Genomic DNA, 23,616 nt, shown 5'->3' on the forward strand with positions numbered 1-23,616 from the left:
CGTGGTCGACACAGTTGCAAGCCAGCAAGCCCGCGGGTCGAGCGCTCGGACCAAGAGAATCATGGGCTGCGGCGCGGTTAGCGTCTGGCGCTCAATATCCTCGCGATGGAGGTCTTGTCGCCGAGGCGGAATAGGGTGCGAGGAGATCGCCAAGCGCGGCGGTGAAGATCGGGACGTCCGCGCCGACCGCCACGAAGGTTGCGCCAAGTTCCAGATAACGCCGGTTCAGGTCGACGTCGAAGGTCAGTATTCCCGCGGGCTTGCCGCAGGCCTGAATGCGGCCAATCGCTGACTCTACAGCGGCCTGGACGGCCGAGTGGTGCATGTTTCCCGTGTGCCCCATATCGGCTGCGAGATCCGCGGGACCGATGAACAGTCCATCCACGCCTTCGATCGCGGCGATCGCCTCTAGGTTGTCCAGTCCCTGACGGCTTTCGATCTGGACGAGCAGGCAGATCTGGTCATCTGCCGCATCGACGTAGTCGGGGATCGTGTTGAAGCGCGAGGCTCGCGCTATGCCAGCGCCCATCCCTCGGCGGCCCCGAGGAGGGTAGCGACATGCGGCGACGAGCTGGCGAGCCTGCTCGGCGTTCTCGACCATCGGAATGAGCAATGTCTGTGCGCCGATGTCGAGCAGCTGCTTTATCATCCAGCCTTCGCCCTGCGGCGGGCGTACCACTGGCATCGAAGGCGTGCTCTCTATCGATTGCAGCTGCGCGAGGATGCTGCGCAGATCGTTGGGGCCATGCTCGGCATCGATCACGAGCCAGTCGAAACCGGCCTGGCCGGCGATCGAGGCCGCATAGGCGTCAGCCATGGCAAGCCAGAGGCCGATCTGCCGTTCGCGCGCCAGAAGCTTTCTCTTGAAGACGTTCTCGATCACGTTCTCGCATCCCCAGCCCAGTCGGGCCCTTTTCCCTAAGACTCAACGGCCCGCATGGCGGGTCACTTCTCCAGCCGGATCAGCGCCACGAACGAACGATCGTCATCTTGGAACGTACGGCCATGTGGGTCTCATGATATATTGGTATTGACACCACTTCAATTGGTATGATGGTTGGCGATATAGCTTTGAACGGGAGAAGAATATGGCGAGCGTCGCACAAGCCGGGTCAACGGACCAGGCTCGGGATCGTGCGAGGGCGGTCCGGCTACCGTCGCTTGATTTGCTGCGCGGGCTTACGGTCGCGGGCATGATCGTGGTCAACGCCACGGCCGCGTTGAACTACGTGGCCGGGCCGGTCTTCCCAGTTCTGCTGCACGCGCGTTGGGCCGGCTTCACGGCGGCCGACGCCGTTTTTCCGGCTTTCATCACGATGGTGGGTGTCTCGATCGCGATCTCTGCGAGACCGGACGCGCCGCTGTCTGCGCGGCGGATCGCCTGGCGCGCATTGCGGCTGATCCTCCTCGGCCTTGTCTTGGTCAATCTGTACCTGCCGTTCTCGCCCGATCCTTGGCCGCCGCGGCTTCCCGGCGTTCTCCAGCGCATCGCAATCGTCTACGCGATCTCGGCGCTCGTCTATCCGCGCACGAGCTGGCGGTGGCGATCCGTTGCCGCGGCCACAATTCTCGCGCTCTACGCTCTACTTTGTCTTCTGCCCGTGCCCGGAGGTGTTCCAACGGATCTGTGGGAGCCGGGCCAGAACTTGGCATCCTGGCTCGACCGGCAGGTGTTCGGTGACTGGATGGGCGAGAAAGGACCGTTGGGCTACGATCCCGAAGGACTTCTCAGCACGCTGCCCGCACTCGCCCAGGCCTTCATCGGCACGATCGCCGGTGATCTGTTGCGAAGCAAGCTGTCGGTATCGCGACGATCGCAGGGACTGGCGGCCGCGGGTGTCGTCGGTATCGCGGCGGCTATGCTGCTCGATCCTGTGATCCCGATCGCCAAGCCGATCTGGACGACGAGCTTCGTATTCCTGAGCGCCGGCATCACGCTCATCGGGCTAGCGTTGTTTCACCGCGTGTTCGACGGCCGTGATCATGGGATGCGCAAAGGGGGGCTGCTTGGCAGCTTCGGCCGCAATGCGATTACCGCTTATGCACTCCACTATGTGATCATCAATTTCGTCATGAGCGCGCCGCTGCGCGCGCCGATGAAATGGCTCGCTCCGATCGTCGGAAACGAAACAGCTGCGCTCGCGCCGGTGGCGATCTTTCTCGCGATACTCTGGTTGCCCTTGGCCATCATGGATCGGCGTGGGTGGTATGTAAAAATCTAGTCGCCGAGGATCGCCGCGTCCCAGCGCGGGCTCTTCAGTTCGCAGTCTTCTTCGCCGAGTGTGTTCGAGAGGTCCGTTGGCCCGCGATTGTCCGTATCAGGCGAAAATGGCGAAGAGGGAAGCCGCGCACGGTGCAGGGCGCAAAGTCCTGTTCTGCATTGGTCGGCCTCCTTCCGACGAAGTCAGATCGGATTTTTGCGGACCATTCCCCGCAGATAGTCCACCGCCTGGATTTGGGCGGCCAAACTATCGGTACCACTTTGCGCTTCCTGTTCGACTATGATGTCGGCCACGTGGAATTGAGAAAGCGCCCGCATGATCGCATCCCAATCGATGGCGCCTGCGCCGAGCGGGGCGGGGGCCGGGAAGCGCAGGCCAAGCGACGGCGTGAAGCCGGCTATCCAATCCTTGACGTGGACCGAGCGCACCCGGCCACGATAGCGGCCGAGGAGCGCGATCGGATCCGCCCCGGCAAGTACCGCATTGCCGAGGTCGAGTTGTAGCGCCACCGCACCGGGCTCGGTCAGGCGCATCAGCCAATCGAGGATCGTGCGGCCTTCGACGAGCGCGAAGTCGACGTTGTGCGAATGGTAGCCGTAGATCAGCCCGCGCGCGCTGGCCATGTGGGCGAAATGGTTCATCCGTTCGGCAGACCATCGCAGGTCGTCACCCGACATGCCGGAGAATACAGCCGACAATGGCGGCTTCGGGCGGTCCTTGGTCGGCATGACCGACGGCAGGGCGGTGGTGACCCGCCAGGCTCCGATCGCGGCGCAGGCGTCCATCTGGCGCGCGGCTTCTTCGTCGGAGAGAGTTAGAGGCAGGCAGTGGGCTCCAAATGCCTGAAGGCCGGCCTGTGAAAGCGCCGAGCGGATCGCCGATGGGCTGTGCGGCGCAAAACCCGCGAATTCGACGGTGCGGAAGCCCGCCCGCGCCAAAGTGGAGAACAGGCCCGGCATGTCGGAGGCGAACGGCGCCTGCAGAGGGTAGAGTTGAACGCCGAAACGGATCGTTGGCGCTTCGCCAGGCCGTGCCAAGGCAGGGGCGGCAAGAAGCGCAGTGTACATCAGCAAAGATCGGCGGCTCACGGCTCCGGACATTTCACTCGTGTCGAGCCGCCCCGCGCGCTGATCCGCGCTGGAGGCGCGCGCCTGGTTCTTCTCATCTGGCGGCATCTGGCGTTCCCTTTTCCGCGACTCGAGCTCCCTCTAGGGAACCGAGTTCATGCCAATCTCTATCCCAATTCTCGATCTGCTCGCGGATCGTTCAGCCTGTTTGAGCAGGTCTGCGCTCGTGTGTTGCTAAGTAATGAGACCAATTTTGAGCTTGTGCAATACCAATTTCCGTGGAATTGAATTCGCCGCGTCGTCGTACCGCGAGGGCGAGGGAGAGGCCTGTTTCGTGATAAGAGAATCGAATGCCTGATCCCGATGTCGCGGCCCGCACGCTTATGTATGCCGAGGCGAAAGAGTCGGGCGATGCCGTGGCCCGTTTGCTCGAGGGCAATCGCGCGTGTGTCGAGCGCATTGCGGCTCGCCTTTCGGCCGTACCCCCCGCTGTCGTCTTGACGGCCGCACGGGGAAGCTCGGACCACGCATGCACTTATGGCCGTTACCTCATCGAGAATCGGCTCGGCATCGTCACGAGCTCGATAGGCCTGTCGACGGCCTCGATATACGACGCGCCAGCGCCCCATACAGCGGGTCTGTGCATTGCCGTTTCGCAATCGGGTGCCAGCCCGGACCTGCTTGCGGCCGTCGCGCGCGCCAAGGCGGGCGGAGCTGTAGTCGTCGGTCTGATCAATCAGCCTGATTCTCCCTTGGCTGCCATGTGCGACGAAGTCATCGCCCTGTCGGCGGGTCCCGAGCGCAGCGTTGCCGCGACCAAGTCCTTCATCTGCTCGCTCGCGGCGCTGGCCTGGATCGTTGCTGCCTGGTCGCGCGACGAAGATCTGCTTTCGGCCATCGAGGAACTGCCCCTACATCTCGCGAGCGCATGGGAACAGGATTGGTGGGAGCTTGCTGCGGCCCTTGTCGATGCGAGGCAGCTTTTCATCCTCGGTCGCGGACCGGGTCTCGGCATCGCGCAGGAAATGGCCTTGAAGCTCAAGGAAACCTCTCAGCTTCATGCCGAGGCCTTCAGTTCGGCCGAGGTCGTCCATGGTCCCATGGCGCTGGTGGGGGCCGGCTTTCCCGTGCTCTCGCTGGTGCAATCGGATGCTTCGGGCGCGACGTCGCGGGCGACTGCCGCGGATATGGCTGAGCGCGGGGCGAACGTGATGATCGCGGGGGGCGAAGCGGTAGGCGCGAAGCCTCTGCCGACGCTGCCGGGCCATCCGGCGCTCGAGCCGATCATGATGACCCTTTCCTTCTATCGGGCGGCGGCGAGCCTCAGCCTTGCGCGCGGGCTCGATCCAGACCAGCCCCCGCATCTCGCTAAAGTCACGAGGACTCGGTGATGCCGCGCGAGGCCTTGTGCGGAGCCCGCGTGCATGTCGCGGGGAAACTTGTAGAGGGCTACTGCGTCGTAGTCGAAAACGGCAGGATTGCCGCGATCGTTGCCGAGGCGGCCTTGCATCGCAGCGTTAGGCGCCGCGAACTCGCCGGCGGAACGCTCGCGGCGGGCTTCATCGATTGCCAGGTCAACGGCGGCGGCGGCATCCTGTTCAACGATGCGCCCGAGCTTGAAGCGCTGGAGACGATCGGCGCTGCTCACCGGCGTTTCGGCACAACAGGATTCCTGCCAACCATCATCAGCGACGACATCGAGGTGGTCGCGCGCGCAATCGATGCAGTTCGGTCCGCGATCGAGGACGGCGTGCCCGGCATTTTGGGCATCCATATCGAAGGACCCATGCTGGCGCCCAGCCGGCATGGCATCCACGATCCGCGTTTCTTCCGCGGTGCCGATCGTGCGATGCTGGAACTGGTGGCGAAACCCGGTCCTGGTCGTAGGCTCGTGACCGTCGCCCCCGAGATCGTGGGCGAAGCCGCTATTCGCGAGCTGGCGGCGAACGGGGTCATCGTTTCCGTCGGCCATACGGAAGCGACATACGACGAGGCGCGAAAGGCTTTCGCTGCCGGGGTGACGGGAGTTACCCATCTGTTCAACGCGATGTCCGGGCTCGTCAATCGCGCACCAGGCGTTGTCGGCGCGGCGCTGGAAAACCAGCACGCCTGGTGCGGCATCATCGTCGATGGGGTGCACGTGCATCCGGCCATGCTGAGGGTGGCGCTCAGATGTCGGCCGATCGATCGGTTCATGCTCGTGACCGACGCCATGTCTCCGGTGGGCACCGAGATGCGGAGCTTCAATCTGCAAGGGCGCGAGATTCAGGTCGGCATCGACCGTTGCGTGGACGAAAACGGTATCCTCGCAGGGTCCAACCTGACCATGGGACAAGCCGTCCGCAATGTAGTCGGCCTGCTCGAGCTGCCCTTGTCCGACGCCCTGACCATGGCAGCTGCGGCGCCAGCAGACTTCCTGGGCTTGCGGGGGAGGCGGGGGCGCATCGCCGTTGGCGAAGCGGCCGATCTCGTGTGGTTGGACGAGGACGTGAAGGTCGGCGCGACCTGGATCGGCGGCGAGGAATATCGCGAAGGGGAACTTTGATGCCTAGGGTCCCGGTCACCGCCATCCGCTCTCGCGAAGCTGACGAGGCATGACCGACGCGATCCTATCCGCGCCCTTCGATGGCTGGCTGGCGCCACTGGGCGAAGTGCCCGACGAGGCCTTCGCCACGGAGCTGCTGGGCGGCGGCGTCGCTCTTGATCCCCTCGAAGGTACGGTCCGAGCGCCTTGCAATGGGGTCATTGCCGTCGTGGCCGCGACCGGACACTCGGTAACCCTGCGCCACCAGAATGGCGCGGACATCCTAATCCATATCGGTATCGACACCGTGGTCTTGCGCGGCTCGGGGTTCGAGCGGGTCGTCGCGGTCGGCGATCGTGTAGCGAGCGGGGACGTGCTGCTACGCTTCGATCTGGACCAGGTTGGGCGAAATGCGAGAAGCCTTCTCACGCCGCTCGTCGTCTTGGGGGAGGACTTCGAGGTTGAGGCCTTCGCTGTCGATAGGCGCGTCAGCGCGGGCGAACCGATCGGCGTCTTTCGGCCCCGCGGCGACCGGTCGGATCGGCCTGCCGGACCCGTGGTGCCCGACCATCTGTGCCGCCTGCGAATTCCCTTGCTCCACGGCATCCACGCCCGTCCGGCCGCACGCATCGCCGCGACCCTCAAACCCTTCGAGGCTCAGGTGACGATCCAGGGCAATGGCGGCGAGGCAAACGCGCGCAGCGTCACGGCCCTTCTCAAGCTCGACCTGCGTCATGGCACCGAGATCGCGATCGCGGGAAGCGGAAGCGATGCCGTCCTGGCGGTCGAGGCGCTCGCCGCATCGATTGCGAGCGGCCTCGCCGACGAAGCAGCCGCCCGCGGCGATGGGTTCGAGTCCTCGGATGTCGTCTCGGACCGTGAGCTGAGAACACATCCCGATGCCGGCGCCGTGACCGCCGACCGTCATCGGATCGCGGGAATTCGAGCCGCGCCGGGCGGAGCGGAAGGCGTCGCCTTCCGCCTGCGAAGCGAGGATCGCTTGGTCCCCGAGCTTGGTCACGGCGTGGATGCGGAGCACCTTGTCCTGGAGACCGCGATCGAAGCTTTGCGCCAACGTCTCGCGAAGCAACCGGGCAACGAGATCGCCGAGGCCCATCTTGCCATTTGCGAGGACCCAGAGCTGCGAAAGGCCATGGATGACCAGCTCGCCTCGGGGCTTAGCGCCGCCGCGGCCGCGCGGGCAGCGCTGCGCGCAGAGGCCGCCGCGCTGCGGTCTTCGGGCAACGCGATACTGGCGGAACGTGCCGCCGACCTCCTCGATGTGGAGCGTCAGCTGATCGGGCTCATCCTCGGCGAGGTGGCCAGCACCGTGGAACAGCCCGACGGGGCCATTGTCATCGCCGAAGACGTGCTTCCCTCGCAATTCGTCAGTCTGGATCCAGCCCGCCTTGCCGCGATCGTGACCGCGGGTGGCGGGGCGACCTCCCATGTCGCGATCCTCGCGGCCAGTCGCGGCGTGCCCATGATCGTGGCTTGCGGGGATGCGATCCTCGACGTTGCGGACGGAACCGTGGTCGTCGTCGCCCCTGTTCGCGCCGAGGTGCTCGTCGATCCGCAGCCCGCGGCCCTGGCGGCGTTCCGCGCCGACATGAGTGCAGCCGATCAACGGGCTCGTGCCGAAGCGGCGAGCGCGCAGGAAGACTGCATTACGCGCGATGGTCGCAGGATCGGCGTGTTCGCCAACTGCGGATCGGTCGACGACGCACGGCGCGCCGCGATCAACGGCGCCGAGGGGTGCGGCCTGCTAAGGACCGAATTCCTGTTTCTTGGCCGCACGACCCCACCCACGCGCGAGGAGCAGGCCGCGACTTATGCGGCCGTCGGCGCGGCGCTCGCCGGGCGCCCGATTATCGTGCGAACCCTCGACGCCGGTTCGGACAAGCCGCTGGCCTATCTGCCAACGCCGGTGGAGGAGAATCCGGCGCTCGGGGCCCGGGGTATCCGGCTGTCGCTATCGCGGCCAGAAGTGCTGGCCGAGCAGTTCGAGGCGATCATAACCGGCCTTGCGGCGGACCAGCGGCGCATCATGTTGCCCATGGTCACGGATCTGGCGGAACTTCGCGCGGCCAAGGCGATCCTGCGTGATGTCGAGGCGCGGGTCGGGGCGGAAAACCCGACCGAACTCGGGATAATGATCGAGACGCCGAGCGCCGCCCTGCTCGCCGAGAAGATGGCCGAGGAAGCCGATTTCCTGTCGATCGGAAGCAACGATCTTACCCAGTACGTGCTCGCCGCCGATCGGCAGAACCCCCTTTTGACGGCAATGGCAGATCCGCTCCACCCCGCCGTCCTGCGCCTCTTTGCCCAAGCTGCCAAAGGGGCCCGGGCTCACGGTCGCTGGATCGGCGTTTGCGGAGGTGTCGCTTCTGACCCCGCGGCTACGGCGATCCTCGTCGGGCTGGGAATTGACGAGCTGTCGGTCAGCCCGCCGGCCGTGCCGGCGGTCAAGAGCGCCGTGCGCAGGCTGGTGGCCGCAGGCTGCGAGCCACTCGCGGCGGCAGCCCTTGATGCGACGAGCGCGAGCGAGGTCCGCAATCTCGTCGAGGAGCATTTTCATGCGTTTGCGCTTTGATCCGCTACAGCGCGTGGGACGCGCGCTCATGCTGCCAATTGCGGTCCTGCCTCTCGCTGGCTTGCTCCTGCGCCTCGGCCAGCCCGACCTGCTCGATCTCGCGTTCATGGCAGCAGCCGGGAACGCGGTGTTCGCACACCTGGGCCTCCTGTTCGCCGCTGGCGTCGCGGTCGGCCTCGCGCGGGAAAACAACGGCGCGGCGGGCGTCGCTGGCGTGGTGTGTTTCCTCGTCCTGACCGAGGGCGCAAAGACCTTTCTCGTAGCTCCACCAGGCATAGCGGCAGGATTACCTTCGCAGGCATGGGCCGATGCCGCGATCGCCAAGCTCAGCGTCCCCTCGGGGATCGCCGCTGGCCTCGTCTCGGGCCTGCTTTACAATCGCTTCCACACGATCCGCGTCCCGGAATACCTCGCCTTCTTTGGCGGTCGCCGCTTCGTGCCGATCGCGGCTGGCGCAGCCGGCGTTGTCGGAGCGGTCGCGCTCGGCCTTGGACTTCCCGCCATCGAAGGGGGCGTCGATACGGTCAGCCGCTGGGCGCTCGGTTCGGGGCCGGTGGGCCTGTTCATCTACGGCGCCCTCAACCGATTGCTGCTGGTCACGGGGCTTCATCACATCATCAACAACGTGGCCTGGTTCGTGCTCGGCGACTTTGGCGGTGCGACTGGCGATCTCAAGCGTTTCTTCGCTGGAGATCCCACAGCCGGGGGCTTCATGTCGGGCTTCTTCCCCGTCATGATGTTCGGCCTGCCGGCCGCCTGCCTCGCCATGTATCGCGCGGCGCCGCCGCACAGACGCGGTCAGGTCGGAGGTCTGCTGCTGAGCCTCGCGCTGACGTCCTTCCTGACCGGCGTCACCGAGCCGATCGAGTTCACGTTCCTGTTCCTCGCGCCGGCACTCTATTTGTTCCACGCGCTCATGACGGGCCTCGCGATGGTCGTCATGGACGCGCTCGGCGTGAAGCTCGGCTTCACCTTCTCGGCGGGCCTCGCCGACTATCTCGTGAACTTCGGGCTCGACCAGCGCCCACTGCTGCTGCTGCCGGTCGGTCTCGTCTACGCGCTCGTCTACTACACGGTCTTCTCTTTCGTCATTCGCCGTTTCGACCTCGCCACGCCGGGACGCGAGAGTGGGGCCCAGCTGGTCGAGGAACGGCCCGCCGAGACAGGCGGACGCGGGCTCGCCTTCCTCGAGGCCTTGGGCGGCAAAGAGAACGTGGTCGAGGTCGACGCTTGCACGACGCGACTGCGCCTCACGCTCATGACGCCCGCGAAGGCCGATGAAGCAGGGTTGCGATCTCTCGGTGCGCGGGGCGTGCTGCGTCCTGGCGGGGGGGCGGTGCAAGTCGTGCTGGGGCCGATGGCGGACATTGTTGCGGGTGAAATCCGCGAGGCCATGGGCGGCGGGAGAGCACCATTCGTCGCGGCCCATGTCGCCGCCGAGGAAGGGCTTGCGCGGGAGGATGTCCTCGCGATCATCGCGGCATTCGGAGGAGCTTCGAACGTGACCGAGCATCTAGTCCGGGGGAACCGGGTCATCGTTTCAGTCCGCGACGCGCCGGCCAAGCCGCCCACGATTGCGCTCGCCGGGCTGCGGGGCGTCGTGCGCGCGGCGCCAAATTCATTTCACGTCATCATGAAAAGCCGGCGGTGACGCCGCGGAAAAGCCAAGAGGCGCACGCGCGCCTGCCGGCGAAACGGGAGAACAAGATGAAGCTCGAACGCTCGGTCACGGCTGCCCTGGCTTGCCTCGGAATGACGCCGATCGCTGCCTGGGCTGAGGGCACAGGCAAATCGGCCGACACGATCCTCTACGGGGTCGCCTACTATGACGAGTACACCCCCGTCGACCGCGTCGAGAAGGACGCCGAGCTGATGAAGGCCGCCGGCATCAATGTCGTGCGCATAGCGGAATCGACCTGGGGGACGCTCGAACGGCAGCCCGGCGTCTTCGACTTCTCGCACGTGGATCGAACGCTGGCGGCGATGCATCGGCAGGGTATCAAGGTGATCGTCGGCACGCCGACCTATGCCATACCGACCTGGCTGGCGCACGAGCATCCCAACGTCCTCGTCCAGCCCGGCACCTACGGCCGTCGGCAGAACATGGACATCACCGATCCCGACTATCGTGCTGCCGCCGAACGCGTGATTGTCGCTCTCGTCGATCACGTGAAGGATCATCCCGCGGTGATCGGCTATCAGATCGACAACGAGACCAAGCACTACAACACCAATGGACCGCGCGTGCAGGCGGGCTTTGTCGAGGCAACGCGCCGGCGTTTCGGGAACCTCGATGCGCTCAACAAGGCTTGGGGGCTCGACTACTGGAGCAACCGGATAAACCGCTGGGAGGATTTCCCCTCGACGGTCGGCACGATCAACGCGAGCGTCGCCAATGCCTTCTCGGCCTACCAGCGCAGCCTCGTCACCGACTATCTGGCCTGGCAGGCCGGACTTGTGCGCGGTCGTGCCCGGACAGGTCAGTTCGTCACGCAGAACTTCGACTACGAGTGGCGGAACTATTCCTTCGGCGTTCAGCCCGACGTCGACCACTGGGCGGCCGGCAAGGCACTCGATATATCTGGCGTCGATATCTACCACCCAGGCCAGGACAAGCTCACCGGCGCCGAAATCGCATTTGGCGGCGACATAGCGCGTTCGGTAAAAGGGAAGAACTACCTGGTCGTCGAGACACAGGCACAGGGCATGCCCGAATGGACGCCCTATCCCGGGCAGCTGCGTCTTCAGGCCTACAGCCACCTCGCGTCGGGCGCCAACGGGGTCATGTACTGGCACTGGGCGACGACGGCCAACGCCGTCGAAACCTACTGGCGCGGTCTGCTGGGCCAGGACTACCAGCCCAATGCCGTCTACGCCGAGGCCAAGGTGGTGGGCGCTGAGCTCAAGCGCCTCGGGCCCAAGCTCGTCGACATGGAGAAGCGCAACAGCGTCGCGGTCTACGTCAGCAATACTGCGCTCAGCGCCTTCGATTCCTTCAAGATGGAAGCAGGCGGGCGCGGAGTTGGCTACAACGACGTGTTCCGAGGTTTCTACGACGCGCTCTACCGTCAGAACATCGAGGTCGACGTGCTGTCGCCCGCGACGACCACCCCGCTCGACAAGTACAAGCTCATCATCGTTCCGGCGCTCTACGCCGCGAGCGATGCCGAGATCGAACGGTTGAACGCCTACGCGAAGGCCGGGGGGCATCTCCTCTACACCTTCAAGAGCGGGTTCTCCGACGAGAACACCAAGGTCCGCTATGCGGCGCAGCCAGGCGGCATCGCAGAGGCGGCGGGGGTGAAGTATCAGCTCTACACCCGGCCGGTCGACGTATCGCTCCAGGGTGATCCGTTCTCGGTTGGGGCCGCCGACAACAAGGCACGCTGGTGGATGGAAATGCTCGAGCCGACCACGGCCACCGTCATGGCGCGCTACGACCACCCGGCCTGGTCGCGCTATGCCGCCATGACGCGCAATTCGTACGGTGCGGGCGAGGTCGAATATGTCGGCTTCATGCCGAGCGATGCGCTCGCCGAGAAGATTGTCGCCGATGCGGCGAGGCGAGCTGGCGTCGTCTGGGAAACGGGAAGCCGGTTTCCGGTGATCGTTCGCAGCGGCTATCTCAAGGGCGGGCAGCGCGTGCGCTACGTCCTCAACTTTTCCGGCGAAGCGCGCCAGGTGAACCTGGCCGCGACCGAAGGCAGCGACCTTCTGTCGGGACGCCGCGTCGATAGCGGCACGGCCTTGTCTCTGGCGCCCTGGGGCGTGGCCGTCATCGAAGCAAAATAATCGGGCGCCCGATGGCGCCTCGGTATCGCGAGAGGATCACAATGAACGACACCAAGCTTGGGTTGCGGCCCAGCACCCGCGCGGCGCTGACCGCTGCTGCGGCCCTTTGCGCTCTTGCCGTCGCTGCCTCGGCCAAGGCTGACGTCCGCCCGGCACTGATGCCGATGCCGCGCGAGGTCGAGCAGGTGGAAGGAACCTTGCGCCTCGACGCGAGGCTCGAGGCGAACATTCAAGGCTGCGCGCAGGGCATGGTCTCTTCGGCCACGACGCGTTTCCTCCGCGACGTGGTCACCCTCGCCGGTAGTCCCCTTGGATCCGGGACGGTACCGCTCGCGATCCGCTGCCTGTCGCACGATTCCAATGCCCTGGGGATCGGCGCCCGCGAAGGCTATCGCTTGTCGGTCGCGGCTTCGGGAATTTCGATCGAAGCCGACGGCGAGGCGGGCGTTCTGCGCGCTCTGGCGACCCTCCGGCAACTGGTCGGCCGTGATGCGCGCGGCCGCATGATCCCCGCGGTCCGGATCAGTGACGCGCCGCGCTTCGCCTGGCGCGGGGTCATGATCGACACGGCCCGGCATTTTGTCAGCGTCGCGACGATCAAGCGGCAGATCGACGCCATGGAGCTCGCCAAGCTCAACGTACTCCACCTCCATCTCAGCGACAACGAAGGCTTCCGGGTCGAGAGCCGCGTCTTTCCCAAGCTGACGACAATCGCGTCGCACGGGGAGTACTACACCCAGAACGAGATCCGCGAACTCGTGCGCTACGCTTCCGATCGGGGGGTGCGGATCGTTCCCGAGTTCGACCTGCCCGGGCACAGCCATGCCTTGCTGACCGCCTACCCCGAACTCGCCGTGGCTCCGATCGATCCCAAGGATCCGTTGGCGAAGCCCAAGAGCGCGCTCAATCCGGCGTCCGAACGCACCTATCGGTTCCTCGAGAAGCTGATCGGCGAGATGGCCCCCTTGTTCCCGGACCGACAATTCCACGTGGGCGGCGACGAGGTCTCCGACGTTGCCTGGGCGGGCAGTGCGGAAGTCGAGGCCATGAAGGCGCGGTATGGTCTGAAGACCAAGATCGAAGTCGAAGCCCGATTCCACGAACGGTTGCGCAAGATTCTCGCCGCCCAGGGCAAGACCACGGTCGGTTGGGACGAGATGGCCGATACGCCGCTGCCGCGCGACGTCATCGTCCAGGCGTGGCGCTCATCCAATCCGCTCTCGACGGCGACCGCCAAGGGGAACCGCGTCATCGTCTCGGCCGGGTTCTATATCAACGACCTCAGAACCGCCGAATACTACTACGGCCACGACATGCTCGATCCCATGGCCTATTCGACCATGTCAGCCGAAATTCTCGCCAACGTTCGCAAGAATCCCGTGACCGCGGCTCAGGTTTCCGATGGTCTCGTGGCGCGTCCGGTCCCACCTTTGACCCCCGAGCAGGAAAAGCTCGTGATCGGCGGCGAGGGGCCGCTCTGGGCAGAAGGGGTGAACGACGAGCTGCTCGATGGACGGTTGTGGCCCCGCGGCCTCGCGCTCGCCGAGCGGTTCTGGTCGTCGGCCGCTCTGACCGACACGACGGATATGTATGCGCGCATGCTGCCGGTCATGGAGCAGCTGCGCAGCCTCGGGCTTGCCGACGACAGCCGTAGGCGGGCCATGGTGTCGCGCCTGGCGCCCGACGCGCCCGAAGTGGTCCTTCGCCTGGTCGATCTGGTGGCGCCGACGCGGCTTGGCGCCAACCACGTCGAGGCAATGATGGGCGGAACGCCGGATCTCGTGGAGCTGACCGACGCCGCATCGACCGACGGGTCGCCGGCGCGCCGCTTCAGGGTAGACGTCGCCGCTTTTCTGGCGGGTGACAAGTCTCGCGGTATGCTGCTGAGGACCGCCATGCGGGGCTGGATCGACAATCGGCCCGCATTCGAGAAGGTGGCCGCGGGGCGTCCACTTCTTGAGAAGGCGATACCCACGGCGCGCGACCTGGCCGATCTCGCCCAACTGGGCCTGGCGGCGCTCGATGCGATCGAACTTGGCAAGCCGCTGGCGGTCAGGCCGTCGAACGATGGGCAGGAACTGCTGCGCAAACTGCGTGACTACGAGGCCGCCTCGGCAGACTTTGGCGCCATCGCGCGCCTCAAGCAGCCGCCCGCGGCGCTGATCATACTCCCGGCGCCCGATGTCGCGCGGCTGGTCGAGGTGGCGCGCAAGCTTCGATGAAAGCCGCAGGAGCGGCGAGCGCGGCGGCGCGATCGTGCGAGGCCGCAGCGGCAGGATCACATCTGCAGCGACGGTCGTGTCGAGCCATCCTGCAATGCGCTCTTCCTTACTGGTCCTCAACTGGTCTAGACAGGGAGGCGCATTCGGCCGTCCGGCGGATGCATTCAGGATGATGACCGCGCTCATGCTCAAGACCTTCGGCCGCCTCGACGATACGGACGCGACCCCGAAATACATGCAGATCGAGCGCATGCTGCGCGCCGCGCTCGCAAGCGACAGCCTGCGTCCCGAAGACGCCCTTCCGACCGAGCGAGACCTTGCGGAAGAATTGGGCGTGTCGCGTATTACGATCCGGAAGGCCATTGGCGCGCTCGTCGACGAGGGCCTGTTGCACCGGCGCCATGGCGCTGGAACCTTCGTTGCCGGCAACGTCGATCGCATCGAGAAGAGTTCGTCGAAGATCAGTTCGTTTTCGGAGGACATGATCGCCCGCGGCCTCAAGCCGCGGAGCGAGTGGGTCAGCAAGTCGAACGGGAGCGTGACGCCCGAAGAGGCGATCAATATGGGCCTGTCGCCAGGAACGCCGGTCTACCGTTTCAATCGCATTCGGTTCGCCGACGACCTGCCCATGGCGCTCGAATATTCGACGATCGATGCGACCTGTCTTGCCTCGATCGATACCGTCGACGCGTCGCTCTACGAAGCGCTCGCCCAAGCCGGCCATCGCCCGACCCGAGCCCTGCAGCGCCTCAGGGCGATCGGCTTCGACGACGATCGCGCGGCCCTTCTCGGCATGCCGTCCGGTTCGCCGGGGCTGTTGATCGAGCGGCGGGGCTTCACCAAGGCAGGTCGCCTGATCGAGCTGACGACTTCCTATTATCGCGGCGACGCCTACGACTTCGTGGCTGAATTGTCGGATTGACCCGGGCAGCCGCGGATCGTCGCGTCGGCTGACTTCACCATACCAATGAAATAGGCGTGCCCGTTCCGCGATTGCGGGCGGGCGCGATGCGATCGGCCGCCCTCTCGCCATGGCCGGCGCTCCGATCGTCACTTCCGCCCGCGAAATTGGTATTTAAATGGTACAAAAAGGGCTTCTTTTGTCTTGCTTGGAGGTATTGCGGAGGGTACCGATGCGATCGGTCGAGCACGCTGCTCGTCGTTTAGGTAGCGGGCGCCCAAAGGTGCCGCTGTCACAGGGGAGGGATCAAATGCGCAGAATTCGCGTCATCGCCTTGCTGGGGGCCAGCATTCTGGCGACGCCGGTCGCGGCACAGGACATGCCCGGCACGGCCCAGGCGCGCGAGGAAGACGGCCTCGCGGTATCGAACGACATCGTGGTGACGGCACGCCGGCGCGAGGAAACGCTCCAGGACGTTCCGCAGACGGTCAATGTCGTCACGTCCGACCAGATCGACAAGCTTAACGTTCGCACGCTCAACGACATCCAGTCGTTGGTCCCGGGCCTCACCCTTTCGGGGGGCGGCAGCTTCTCGACGACGGCGACCGTGCGCGGCGTTGCGTTCAACGTCGAGGCCAGCGGCAACAATCCCACGATCGAATTCTACCTCAACGACGCGCCGATCAGCTCGAACTTCCTCTTCCAGTCGCTGTTCGACGTCGGCCAGTTCGAATTGCTCCGCGGCCCGCAGGGCACGCTTCGCGGCCGCGCTTCGCCTTCGGGATCGATCACGGTCACGACGAAGCGGCCCGATCTCACCCAGGCCGGCGTGATCATGAACGCCACGGCCACCGACACGCATGCCTACAAGATCGATGGCGCTCTCAACGTCCCGATCATCGAGAACGTTCTGGGCCTTCGCATCGCAGGTGTCGCCGACTGGAACCAGAACGATCGCGTCCGTACGATCCGCGCGATCGACGACCCGACCCATAGCCTCGATCCCTTCCGATCAACCCAGGCGATCCGCGCGAGCGCGCGATTCGAGCCGGCCGACTTCGCCTCTTTCAACTTCATGGCCCAGATCCTCGACCAGAAGAATGGGAACTACCAGCAGGTCCAGTCCGCATCGCTGGTCACGGGGCAGCCGCTCACCGGTCAGCTGATCCGGCCCTACGATCGCCTGGCGATCACCGACCTCGGCAGCCGTGCGGGGCAGTATCAGCAGATGTACGTGTGGAACGCCGAGTTCCGGTTTGCCGGCCAGAAGCTGAATTACACCGGGACCCACAACAAGCAGGATCTCGTCTCGATCAGCGACAACGATTCCGCGGACTATTTCGCGCCGCCGCGCTTTGCCGTGCGAGAGCGTACTTTCGCAGATCCGGTGGGTAACCGCCAGGTCTGCTCGGGCAACCAGGATGGCCTGAGGCTGTCGTTGACCAACGGCGAATACTATCAGTGCACGAATTCGCTGGCATCGCGCAATTCGCACGAGCTCAGGCTGTCGTCCGACGCGCCGATCGCGGGCATCTTCGACTACGTCGTCGGCGCCCTCTACGACAAGAACACCAATCAGAACTACCTGACCCAGGAAACGCCGCTGCTCGCCGCGCCGACCTTCCTCCTGGCTGTCAATCTCACGCCGATCATCAGCCTCAGCGGCTCGACCGAGAAGTCGTTCTTCGGAAACCTCACCGCCAAACTCGGTGGTTTCGAGCTGTCGGGCGGCCTTCGCCACATCAACTACAAGAACTATTCGAGCATCAGCGTCAGCGGCGCGACGCTCAACGACGTGACCAACGACGACAAGGCGACCGTCTATACCGGCTCGCTGAAGTACAAGTTCAACGACAGTCTGATGGCCTATGCTCTCGTCGGAAGTTCCTGGCGGCCTGGCGTGCGCGTGGTCGGCAACTTCAGTGCCCGGCAGAGCGCCCGCGAACGCTCCTTCCTGAACCTCGACCCCGAAACCTCGACCTCGTACGAAGCGGGTATCAAGGCCAGCTTCATGGATGGTCGCGGCCGCATCAATCTCAGCGTCTTCCAGCAGGACTTCGACAACTACGTCTTCCGCGGACCGGGCGTCTACTACGTTAACTATCGCGCGCTCACTGCGACCGTGACCGTGCCCGAAGTCGCGAGCTTCAACTATGTGGCGGCTGTTCCCGTCCGCGTTCGCGGCATCGAAGGCGAAGCCTCGTTCAAGATCACGCCGAACTGGGGGATCACCGCGAACGCCAGTTATGCCGATGGAAAGATCCGCGGCGGTACCATCGCCTGCAACGATCTGAACGGCGACGGCATTCCCGACGCGAACTCCGTGCAGCCCACTCTCGCGCAGCTGCAGGCCGCGGTCGGCGCGGGTCAGAACGTCGCCCAGTGCTCGGGCTTCCGGAGCCGCGCGAACCTGACGCCCAAGTTCAACGCGAACCTGCAGACCGAGGCAGGCTTCAAGATCGGCCCCGTCGATGCCTTCGCCCGCGGCCTTGCGACCTACACCGGTTCCAATGACGGCGATCCCAACAACAGCTTCGACGATGTCGGCGATTACACGGTCGTCAATCTCTATGCGGGCTTGCGCGATCCCGAGGGCGCCTGGGAGATCTCGCTCTTCGCCAAGAACGTGTTCAACAAGCGGGTCGTCTTTGCGGGTGGCGGCAATTTCGGCGTCGGCACGGCGCCCGAGACCACCACTCTGACCACTCTGACCTTCGGTCCGACCGGTCAGCCGACGGGCAGCGTGTCGTCCTCCTTCTCGGCACCCTATTACCCGGTGTCGATCCTTCCTCCGCGTGAGCTCGGCATCTCCATGCGGTTTGCCTTCGGTTCGCGGTAAAAGGACTATTGTTGCTCCGGGACTATCCCGGAGCGGTTCGGCGAGGCCGATCGGGTCGTCCCGGTCGGCCTCGTTCGCGTATGCGTGTGTGTGTAGGGTTCGCGCTCGCCCGCAACGCGCCAAAGGCCAGTGAACCCGCGAAACCAGCCTGCCCCCGAGGGAGCAGGCTGGTACCGCCCGGAGGAGTTACTTCCCCAAGGCCCCGCCGGGCGGATGGTGTGAGCGAAACCTTCTTCGGCGACCTCGCCGTCCTGAACCGCGAGGAACCAAGCGCGAGGCATTCTACGGAGCGGCGATGCTAACAGATTGACGAGCTTCTTCCTGTCGCCCAGTTCGGTGCAGGTCAACGCCCGATTGCCCCTACGATCAACGAGGGGGCCGCAACAGTCTCAGGAGTTTCCATGTTCGCCGCCCCTCCCGCCGTCGTCGCCGAAGTCTTTGCCGAAATTCCGGTGAAGTATCGCAGGCGGGCAGCGTCTTCTCACTGGATCGACGTTCAGTTCCCAGGCCAGGAAATCCCGAGTTTTCTCGAGGGCCCGTGCTTCGATGCGGCCGGGAACCTATGGGTCGTCGACATACCTTGGGGCAGGCTCTTTCGCATCAGCGCGGCGGGCGAGGTTTCGCTGGAAATGGAATACGACGGCCATCCCAATGGCCTCAAGTTTCTCGCGGACGGCAGGGCGCTGATCGCCGACGGGCAGAACGGGCTGATGCTGTTCGATCCGGCGCGCGGGACAATCGAGCCTCATGTTGCGCGCGACCTGCTCGAGCCGTTCCTCGGGCTCAACGATCTCACCGTCGCGCGCAGCGGCGACGTCTGGTTCACGGACATGGGACTGTCGGGCCTGCAAAATCCCAATGGCAAGCTCTACAAGCTATCGGCCGACGGCCGGCTCGAATGCATGCTCGACGGCTTGCCCAGCCCCAATGGTCTCGTGCTGAACAAGGCGGAGACGGTCCTCTTTCTCGCCTGCACGCGCGCCAATGCCGTGTGGAAATGCCCGATCATGCCCGACGGCAGCCTGCGAAAGGTCGGCGTATTCGTGCAACTCTCCGGCGGGACGAGCGGCCCCGACGGCCTGGCGATCGACGAGGACGACAATCTTGTGGTCTGCCACAACGGGTTCGGAGCGGTCTGGGTCTTCAGCGCGATATTCGGTGAACCCAAGCTCCGCATCAATTCGCCGCGGGGGATCTATACGACAAATTGCGCCTTCGGAGGCCCGGGCAATCGATCGCTGTTCATCACAGAATCGCAGAGCGGCACGATCCTCAAGGTGGATCTCGAGGTGGCTGGCCGTCGGCTTCATCCGCCGGTCCTGGCATCGTCTCGTTGACCAGCCTGACCGAGGTCAGACAGGGCTATTCAGGCTCTAGCGAGGTCAGGAACTGCTCAATCACGGTCATGATCTCGGCGTGGCCGGAATTCACGCCGAGCTGCTGTTCGCGGCTGAGCGACAGGGCGACGCTCGTCGCCAGTAGAGCCAGGCCCGGAGCGGGGATCGCGCTTCGTACTGACCGTCGCCGCATCGCGGCCATGATTTCGGCAACCTGGATCGCGCGCGACTCTTCGATGAAAAGAATGACTTCGGTGCGCAGACCCTCGATCCGATTGGCGAGCGCCATGAACTCGGAAATCAGCCGGCTGTCGGTGGACGCGATCGCGGTGTTCCAAATCTCGCGAAGCGTGTGTTCGGACTTGGCCGCGTCGCGCAGGCGTTGAAGATCGCGATCCGCCGATCGCCGGAATAGCGCGACGACGAGCTCGTCCATCGTGCGAAAATAGTAGTAGACGAGGCGTTGCTTGACGCCGATCCGCTCGGCGATCCGGCGCGAGGTGAGGGCGGCATGACCTTCTTCGCGCAGCACGTCCTCGGCCCCGTCGAGCATCGCGTTCCAGTTCTCGGAACCGGGTTGTCCCATCCGTCGGCTGGGCGCGGTATCGGCGCTCGTCATAGGCCCCCTATCTTGCCGGCGCCTGCGTAGAGCTCCGCGGCTGCGACGTAAAGGCCGCACCCTGGCGGGCTTGACTTGGGATGCCCATGCTAACAAATTGACGAACATTAGCGCCGATCAATGGCGCCATGGTTTGGGAGAACCATTGATGAGCGATATCGACCGCGACCGGTGTCCGGACGCACAGGCGCTGATGGAGCATGCTGCGTCGCGAACGGGGCTCGACGACTTCGGGGATCCCGCGCGCAACCTCGGGCTTGGCATGCTGACGCGCTCGATCACCGAGGAAAGTTGGGCGGGAATGACGCCAAGGTCGCGCGTGCTCGCCATCGACTACCTGTCGCATCTCCTCGAGAACCGACTGCGCATGGCTGCGGATCGCAAGGCCCACCCGCAAATCGCGAGCGAGGCGATAACCAGGCCCCTGATCGTCGTAGGGCCGCCGCGTTCCGGCTCGACCCTGCTTCACAACCTTCTCAGCCTCGATCCCGACAGCATGGCTCCCGAGCACTGGCTGTGCAGCGAGCCATCGCCGCCGCCAGCGCTGGGCAAGCCTTCCCCGGCCCGGCTCGAATCCGCGAACCGGCAGATGACGACCCTGTTCGGGCTCATCCCGGACATATTCGTCACCCATCCCTACATGATCGAGGAAGGAGCTGGATCGCTCGCCGAGTGCGGCAGCGATATCATGAGCCTGGTATTCACGAGCCAGCAGCTCTGGTGCTTCTGGGGCGGCGAGACCTATCGGCGCTTCCTGCTCGATGCAGACCACACGGCCGCGCTATCCTTCCACCGCGAGTTCCTGCAGGCCGCGCAATGGCGGATCCCAGGCAAGCACTGGGCGCTCAAGGGGTCCGATCACATGCTATGGTTGCGCGAGCTCGCGCGTCTCTATCCCGACGCGACGCTCGTCTGGACCCACCGTGATCTCGCACAGCAACTCGGCTCGCTCGCTTCGGTCCAATCCATCTTGCGCGGGCTTCACGGCCGTCCGGTTACGCCCGAGGCGCGGCGCAGTCAGGGGCGAAAGGCCATCGATCTCCAGCATGCCGCGATCGAGAAGGCGATGAGGTCGCGTGACGCCATCGGCGAGGAGCGCTTCGTCGACGTTTCCTACCACGACCTGCTCGCTGATCCCGTCGCGTCTGTGCGCCGCATCTACGAGAAGAGCGGAAGGGCCGTTTCACAGGAACATGAGCAGCGGATCCGCCGCTGGCTCGCCGATCACCATCAGACCAAGCACGGCGTGCACCGGCATAGCCCCGAGGAGTTCGGCATGGACGGCGAGGAGATCAACACGCGCTTCGCGGCCTATCGAGATCGTTTTGGCTTTGGCTTCGGGGTGAGGCCCGAGCTGATGAGCGGGCAATGAGCTTCGTGCATTCCGGCGGCCTCGACGTGGGTTTCGACCGCTTTCTTGCGGAATGCCCCGCTGACCCTGAAATGCGCGATTCCGCGACGATCTGGTTCATGGATGACAGCGGCGATCTCGCGTTGCCGCGCGTTACGATCGATGCAGTTGCAGGTGACTGGAGCCGGCCCTGCCTGCAGCTGAACTATGTAGACGCCCGCGGCAGGACGCTCCGTATTTGGACACAAGGGCGCGGCTTGACGGGAGAATTCGAGGCTGGTCGCGCTTCGCTGCGTGGAGCCGGCCCGCTGAAATTTCGCTGCAGGGAGCCCTACGCCCGGTGGTCGGTGTCCTTTGCCGGCACGGCTCTCGGATCGACAACGACACGGCAGCTCGAAGGTCTGCCCGACGGCGCTCCCGTGGACCTCGCCTTCGAGCTCGAGGCGACCATGGCCGCGCCGCCGTGGCTGATGGGCGGGCTCACGCCCGAAGCGGCCAACCAGATGGCGGACGAGGGAGCCGCCGTGCTCATGGGCGGGCTGCGCTACGAGCAGCTGTGCCGCGTCGTCGGCACGATCGCGGTAGCGGGAGAGGCGCGGGCCGTTCGCGGCACCGGCATGCGTGTGCGTCGCCAGGGGGTAAGGCGCATGGGCGGCGCCCAGGGACATTGCCAGCACTCCGCGCTCTTTTCATCGGGACGCGGCTTTGGTGCAATCATCATGGCGCCCGGACCTGAGGGGCCGGTCGTGTTCAACGAGGCCTTCGTCCTGCGAGATGGCAAACGCCTTCCCGCGCGGGTGATCGAGGCGCCCTGGATGACGAGACTCGTCGAGAAGGGTGACGATGCTTCACTGCTTCTGGCGACGGAGGACGGGCCTGTGCGCATCGAGGGTGAAGTCCTGGCCTCGGTTTTCGACCGCGAGCATTTCGAGATGGCGGACAGTTCTATTCTCCATCAGGGCACGGCCCGCTATCGCTGGGACGGCGAGGAGACGATCGGGCTCCTGGAACGATGCACCCTCAGGAGCCGGCTCGACGTGTGAGCGCGTGAAATGACGCTCAGTCGCGGAAGTGCGGCATGACTTCCCTGGCAAAGAGGCGCAGTTCCGCAATTTGCTGTGCGACGTCGGGAACGCCGGTCGGCGTGATGAAGAACCACTCGGGATCGATGAGATCGCGGATCCGCGACATCTCCCGGCAGCAGTCCTCGGGCGAGCCGACCACCGCGCGGTTGGGCGCGAATTCCTCCAGCGAGACTTGTCGTCCCCCGAACATCACCTCGTCGGCGAGAGGGTCGCGGTCGGCCTTCGAGCCGAGGCTTTCGTAGCTCTGCCAGACCTTGACGATGTTCGGCAGGAATGCCGGATCGAGTTGCGCGCGTGTGGGCGCGATGTGCACGTCGCGCATGAGCGCGAGCGTCGCGGGACGCCGATGCTCGGCTGCGATGGCCTTGTAGGTACGGACCTTGTCCTGGAGTTCGAGCAGATGCTCGGCGAAGCTGATGAGCCAACCGTCCCCAAGGCGGCCGGCGCGCTTCATCGCGGGTTCGCTGACTGCGCCGATCCAGATCGGCGGGACCTCTCCGCGAAGGGGTGGGGGCACGACCGTGACGTCGTCGATGTTGAAGTGCTTGCCCTCATAGGAAAAGGGCTCGCCGCGCATCGCAAGCGGCAGGATCTCGAGGCATTCCTCGAAGCGCTTCGCGCGCGAACGGAAGTCCCATCCGCAGTTCTCGAACTCGTCCGGCTTGTAGCCGATCCCCGCGCCGAGGATGAAGCGATTGCCCGACATCTCGTTGATCGTGTTGATCTCCTCGGCGATCTCGAGGGGATGGCGCGAAGGTAACAGGAAGATGTTCGTGCAGAACTTCATCGTGCGCGTCCGTGCCATGAGCGCCGCCAGCATGGGGAGAGGCGCCGAAGGCTCGCTCGCCTCGTTGCCGCCGAAGGCGGTCGTCGTGGAAAACCGGTGGTGCCCGCACCAACCCAGATCGTAGCCCAGATCCTCCATCTCGTTGAGGTAGTCGAACAGCTTGCCATAGGGGTCGGCCGCCGCGCGATCGACCATCTTGCGATTGATGATGATGCCGAACTTCATGGCCCCAGGTCTCCCAGCCCGTGCGCATCTCATCGTGCGCCATCGCATTTTG

Annotated in this window: 16 protein-coding genes; 12 read left to right on the top strand and 4 right to left on the bottom strand. The window is 64.9% G+C overall.

Translation table 11 applies throughout. The annotated features are described in order from the left end of the window. Nucleotides 1-91: 91 nt before the first annotated feature. Nucleotides 92-883 carry a 4-hydroxy-2-oxoheptanedioate aldolase gene (gene hpaI, locus WG901_RS19375; RefSeq protein WP_339588760.1) on the bottom strand — a complete coding sequence of 264 codons (792 nt, stop codon included), beginning with the start codon at nucleotides 881-883 and terminating at the stop codon, nucleotides 92-94. Nucleotides 884-1,088: 205 nt separating this feature from the next. Here hpaI and WG901_RS19380 point away from each other — a divergent pair, with 205 nt between their 5' ends. Next, a complete protein-coding gene (locus WG901_RS19380; RefSeq protein ID WP_339588761.1) occupies nucleotides 1,089-2,222 on the top strand; it encodes an acyltransferase family protein in 1,134 nt (377 codons plus the stop codon). Between the two features lie 182 nt (nucleotides 2,223-2,404). Here WG901_RS19380 and WG901_RS19385 read toward each other — a convergent pair whose 3' ends face one another. Then, nucleotides 2,405-3,397, bottom strand: coding sequence for a sugar phosphate isomerase/epimerase family protein (locus WG901_RS19385; RefSeq protein ID WP_339588762.1), 993 nt, complete (start codon nucleotides 3,395-3,397; stop codon nucleotides 2,405-2,407). Nucleotides 3,398-3,639: 242 nt separating this feature from the next. Between WG901_RS19385 and WG901_RS19390 the strand changes: the two genes are divergently transcribed. The 9 genes from WG901_RS19390 (at nucleotide 3,640) to WG901_RS19430 (ending at nucleotide 19,497) form a co-directional block, all read left to right on the top strand. Next, nucleotides 3,640-4,680, top strand: a complete 1,041-nt coding sequence (locus WG901_RS19390; protein WP_339588763.1) for an SIS domain-containing protein — start codon at nucleotides 3,640-3,642, stop codon at nucleotides 4,678-4,680. Continuing rightward, the gene (nagA, locus tag WG901_RS19395; protein ID WP_339588764.1) at nucleotides 4,680-5,834 is read left to right on the top strand and encodes an N-acetylglucosamine-6-phosphate deacetylase; all 1,155 of its coding nucleotides are present in this window, start codon (nucleotides 4,680-4,682) and stop codon (nucleotides 5,832-5,834) included. The genes WG901_RS19390 and nagA overlap by 1 nt, the downstream gene beginning before the upstream one ends. 49 nt (nucleotides 5,835-5,883) lie before the next feature. Then, a complete protein-coding gene (ptsP, locus tag WG901_RS19400) occupies nucleotides 5,884-8,406 on the top strand; it encodes a phosphoenolpyruvate--protein phosphotransferase (protein WP_339588765.1) in 2,523 nt (840 codons plus the stop codon). Further along, nucleotides 8,390-10,057, top strand: coding sequence for an N-acetylglucosamine-specific PTS transporter subunit IIBC (gene nagE / locus WG901_RS19405; protein WP_339588766.1), 1,668 nt, complete (start codon nucleotides 8,390-8,392; stop codon nucleotides 10,055-10,057). The genes ptsP and nagE overlap by 17 nt, the downstream gene beginning before the upstream one ends. A gap of 56 nt (nucleotides 10,058-10,113) precedes the next feature. Then, nucleotides 10,114-12,198 (top strand): beta-galactosidase, encoded by a 2,085-nt coding sequence (locus tag WG901_RS19410; protein ID WP_339588767.1) that lies wholly within the window; start codon nucleotides 10,114-10,116, stop codon nucleotides 12,196-12,198. A gap of 41 nt (nucleotides 12,199-12,239) precedes the next feature. Then, on the top strand, nucleotides 12,240-14,420 hold the full coding sequence (locus tag WG901_RS19415; RefSeq protein WP_339588768.1) for a beta-N-acetylhexosaminidase: 2,181 nt from the start codon (nucleotides 12,240-12,242) through the stop codon (nucleotides 14,418-14,420). Between the two features lie 172 nt (nucleotides 14,421-14,592). Beyond that, nucleotides 14,593-15,342, top strand: coding sequence for a GntR family transcriptional regulator (locus tag WG901_RS19420; RefSeq protein WP_417603733.1), 750 nt, complete (start codon nucleotides 14,593-14,595; stop codon nucleotides 15,340-15,342). A 289-nt stretch (nucleotides 15,343-15,631) separates the two neighbouring features. Next, a complete protein-coding gene (locus WG901_RS19425; RefSeq protein ID WP_339588769.1) occupies nucleotides 15,632-18,160 on the top strand; it encodes a TonB-dependent receptor in 2,529 nt (842 codons plus the stop codon). Nucleotides 18,161-18,561: 401 nt separating this feature from the next. Next, entirely contained in the window at nucleotides 18,562-19,497 is a 936-nt protein-coding gene (locus WG901_RS19430; protein ID WP_339588770.1) for an SMP-30/gluconolactonase/LRE family protein, read from the top strand. Between the two features lie 25 nt (nucleotides 19,498-19,522). On the opposite strand, the gene WG901_RS19435 is transcribed toward WG901_RS19430, so the two are convergent. After that, nucleotides 19,523-20,050, bottom strand: a complete 528-nt coding sequence (locus WG901_RS19435; protein WP_339588771.1) for a helix-turn-helix domain-containing protein — start codon at nucleotides 20,048-20,050, stop codon at nucleotides 19,523-19,525. 136 nt (nucleotides 20,051-20,186) lie between these two features. Here WG901_RS19435 and WG901_RS19440 point away from each other — a divergent pair, with 136 nt between their 5' ends. Both WG901_RS19440 and WG901_RS19445 read left to right on the top strand, forming a co-directional pair. Then, nucleotides 20,187-21,488, top strand: a complete 1,302-nt coding sequence (locus WG901_RS19440; RefSeq protein ID WP_339588772.1) for a sulfotransferase — start codon at nucleotides 20,187-20,189, stop codon at nucleotides 21,486-21,488. Beyond that, the gene (locus WG901_RS19445) at nucleotides 21,485-22,510 is read left to right on the top strand and encodes a hypothetical protein (RefSeq protein ID WP_339588773.1); all 1,026 of its coding nucleotides are present in this window, start codon (nucleotides 21,485-21,487) and stop codon (nucleotides 22,508-22,510) included. The genes WG901_RS19440 and WG901_RS19445 overlap by 4 nt, the downstream gene beginning before the upstream one ends. Before the next feature lie 16 nt (nucleotides 22,511-22,526). Here WG901_RS19445 and WG901_RS19450 read toward each other — a convergent pair whose 3' ends face one another. After that, nucleotides 22,527-23,564, bottom strand: a complete 1,038-nt coding sequence (locus tag WG901_RS19450; protein WP_339588774.1) for an LLM class flavin-dependent oxidoreductase — start codon at nucleotides 23,562-23,564, stop codon at nucleotides 22,527-22,529. Nucleotides 23,565-23,616 lie beyond the last annotated feature (52 nt).

This window comes from Novosphingobium anseongense (assembly GCF_037482895.1).
Lineage (GTDB): Bacteria > Pseudomonadota > Alphaproteobacteria > Sphingomonadales > Sphingomonadaceae > Novosphingobium > Novosphingobium anseongense.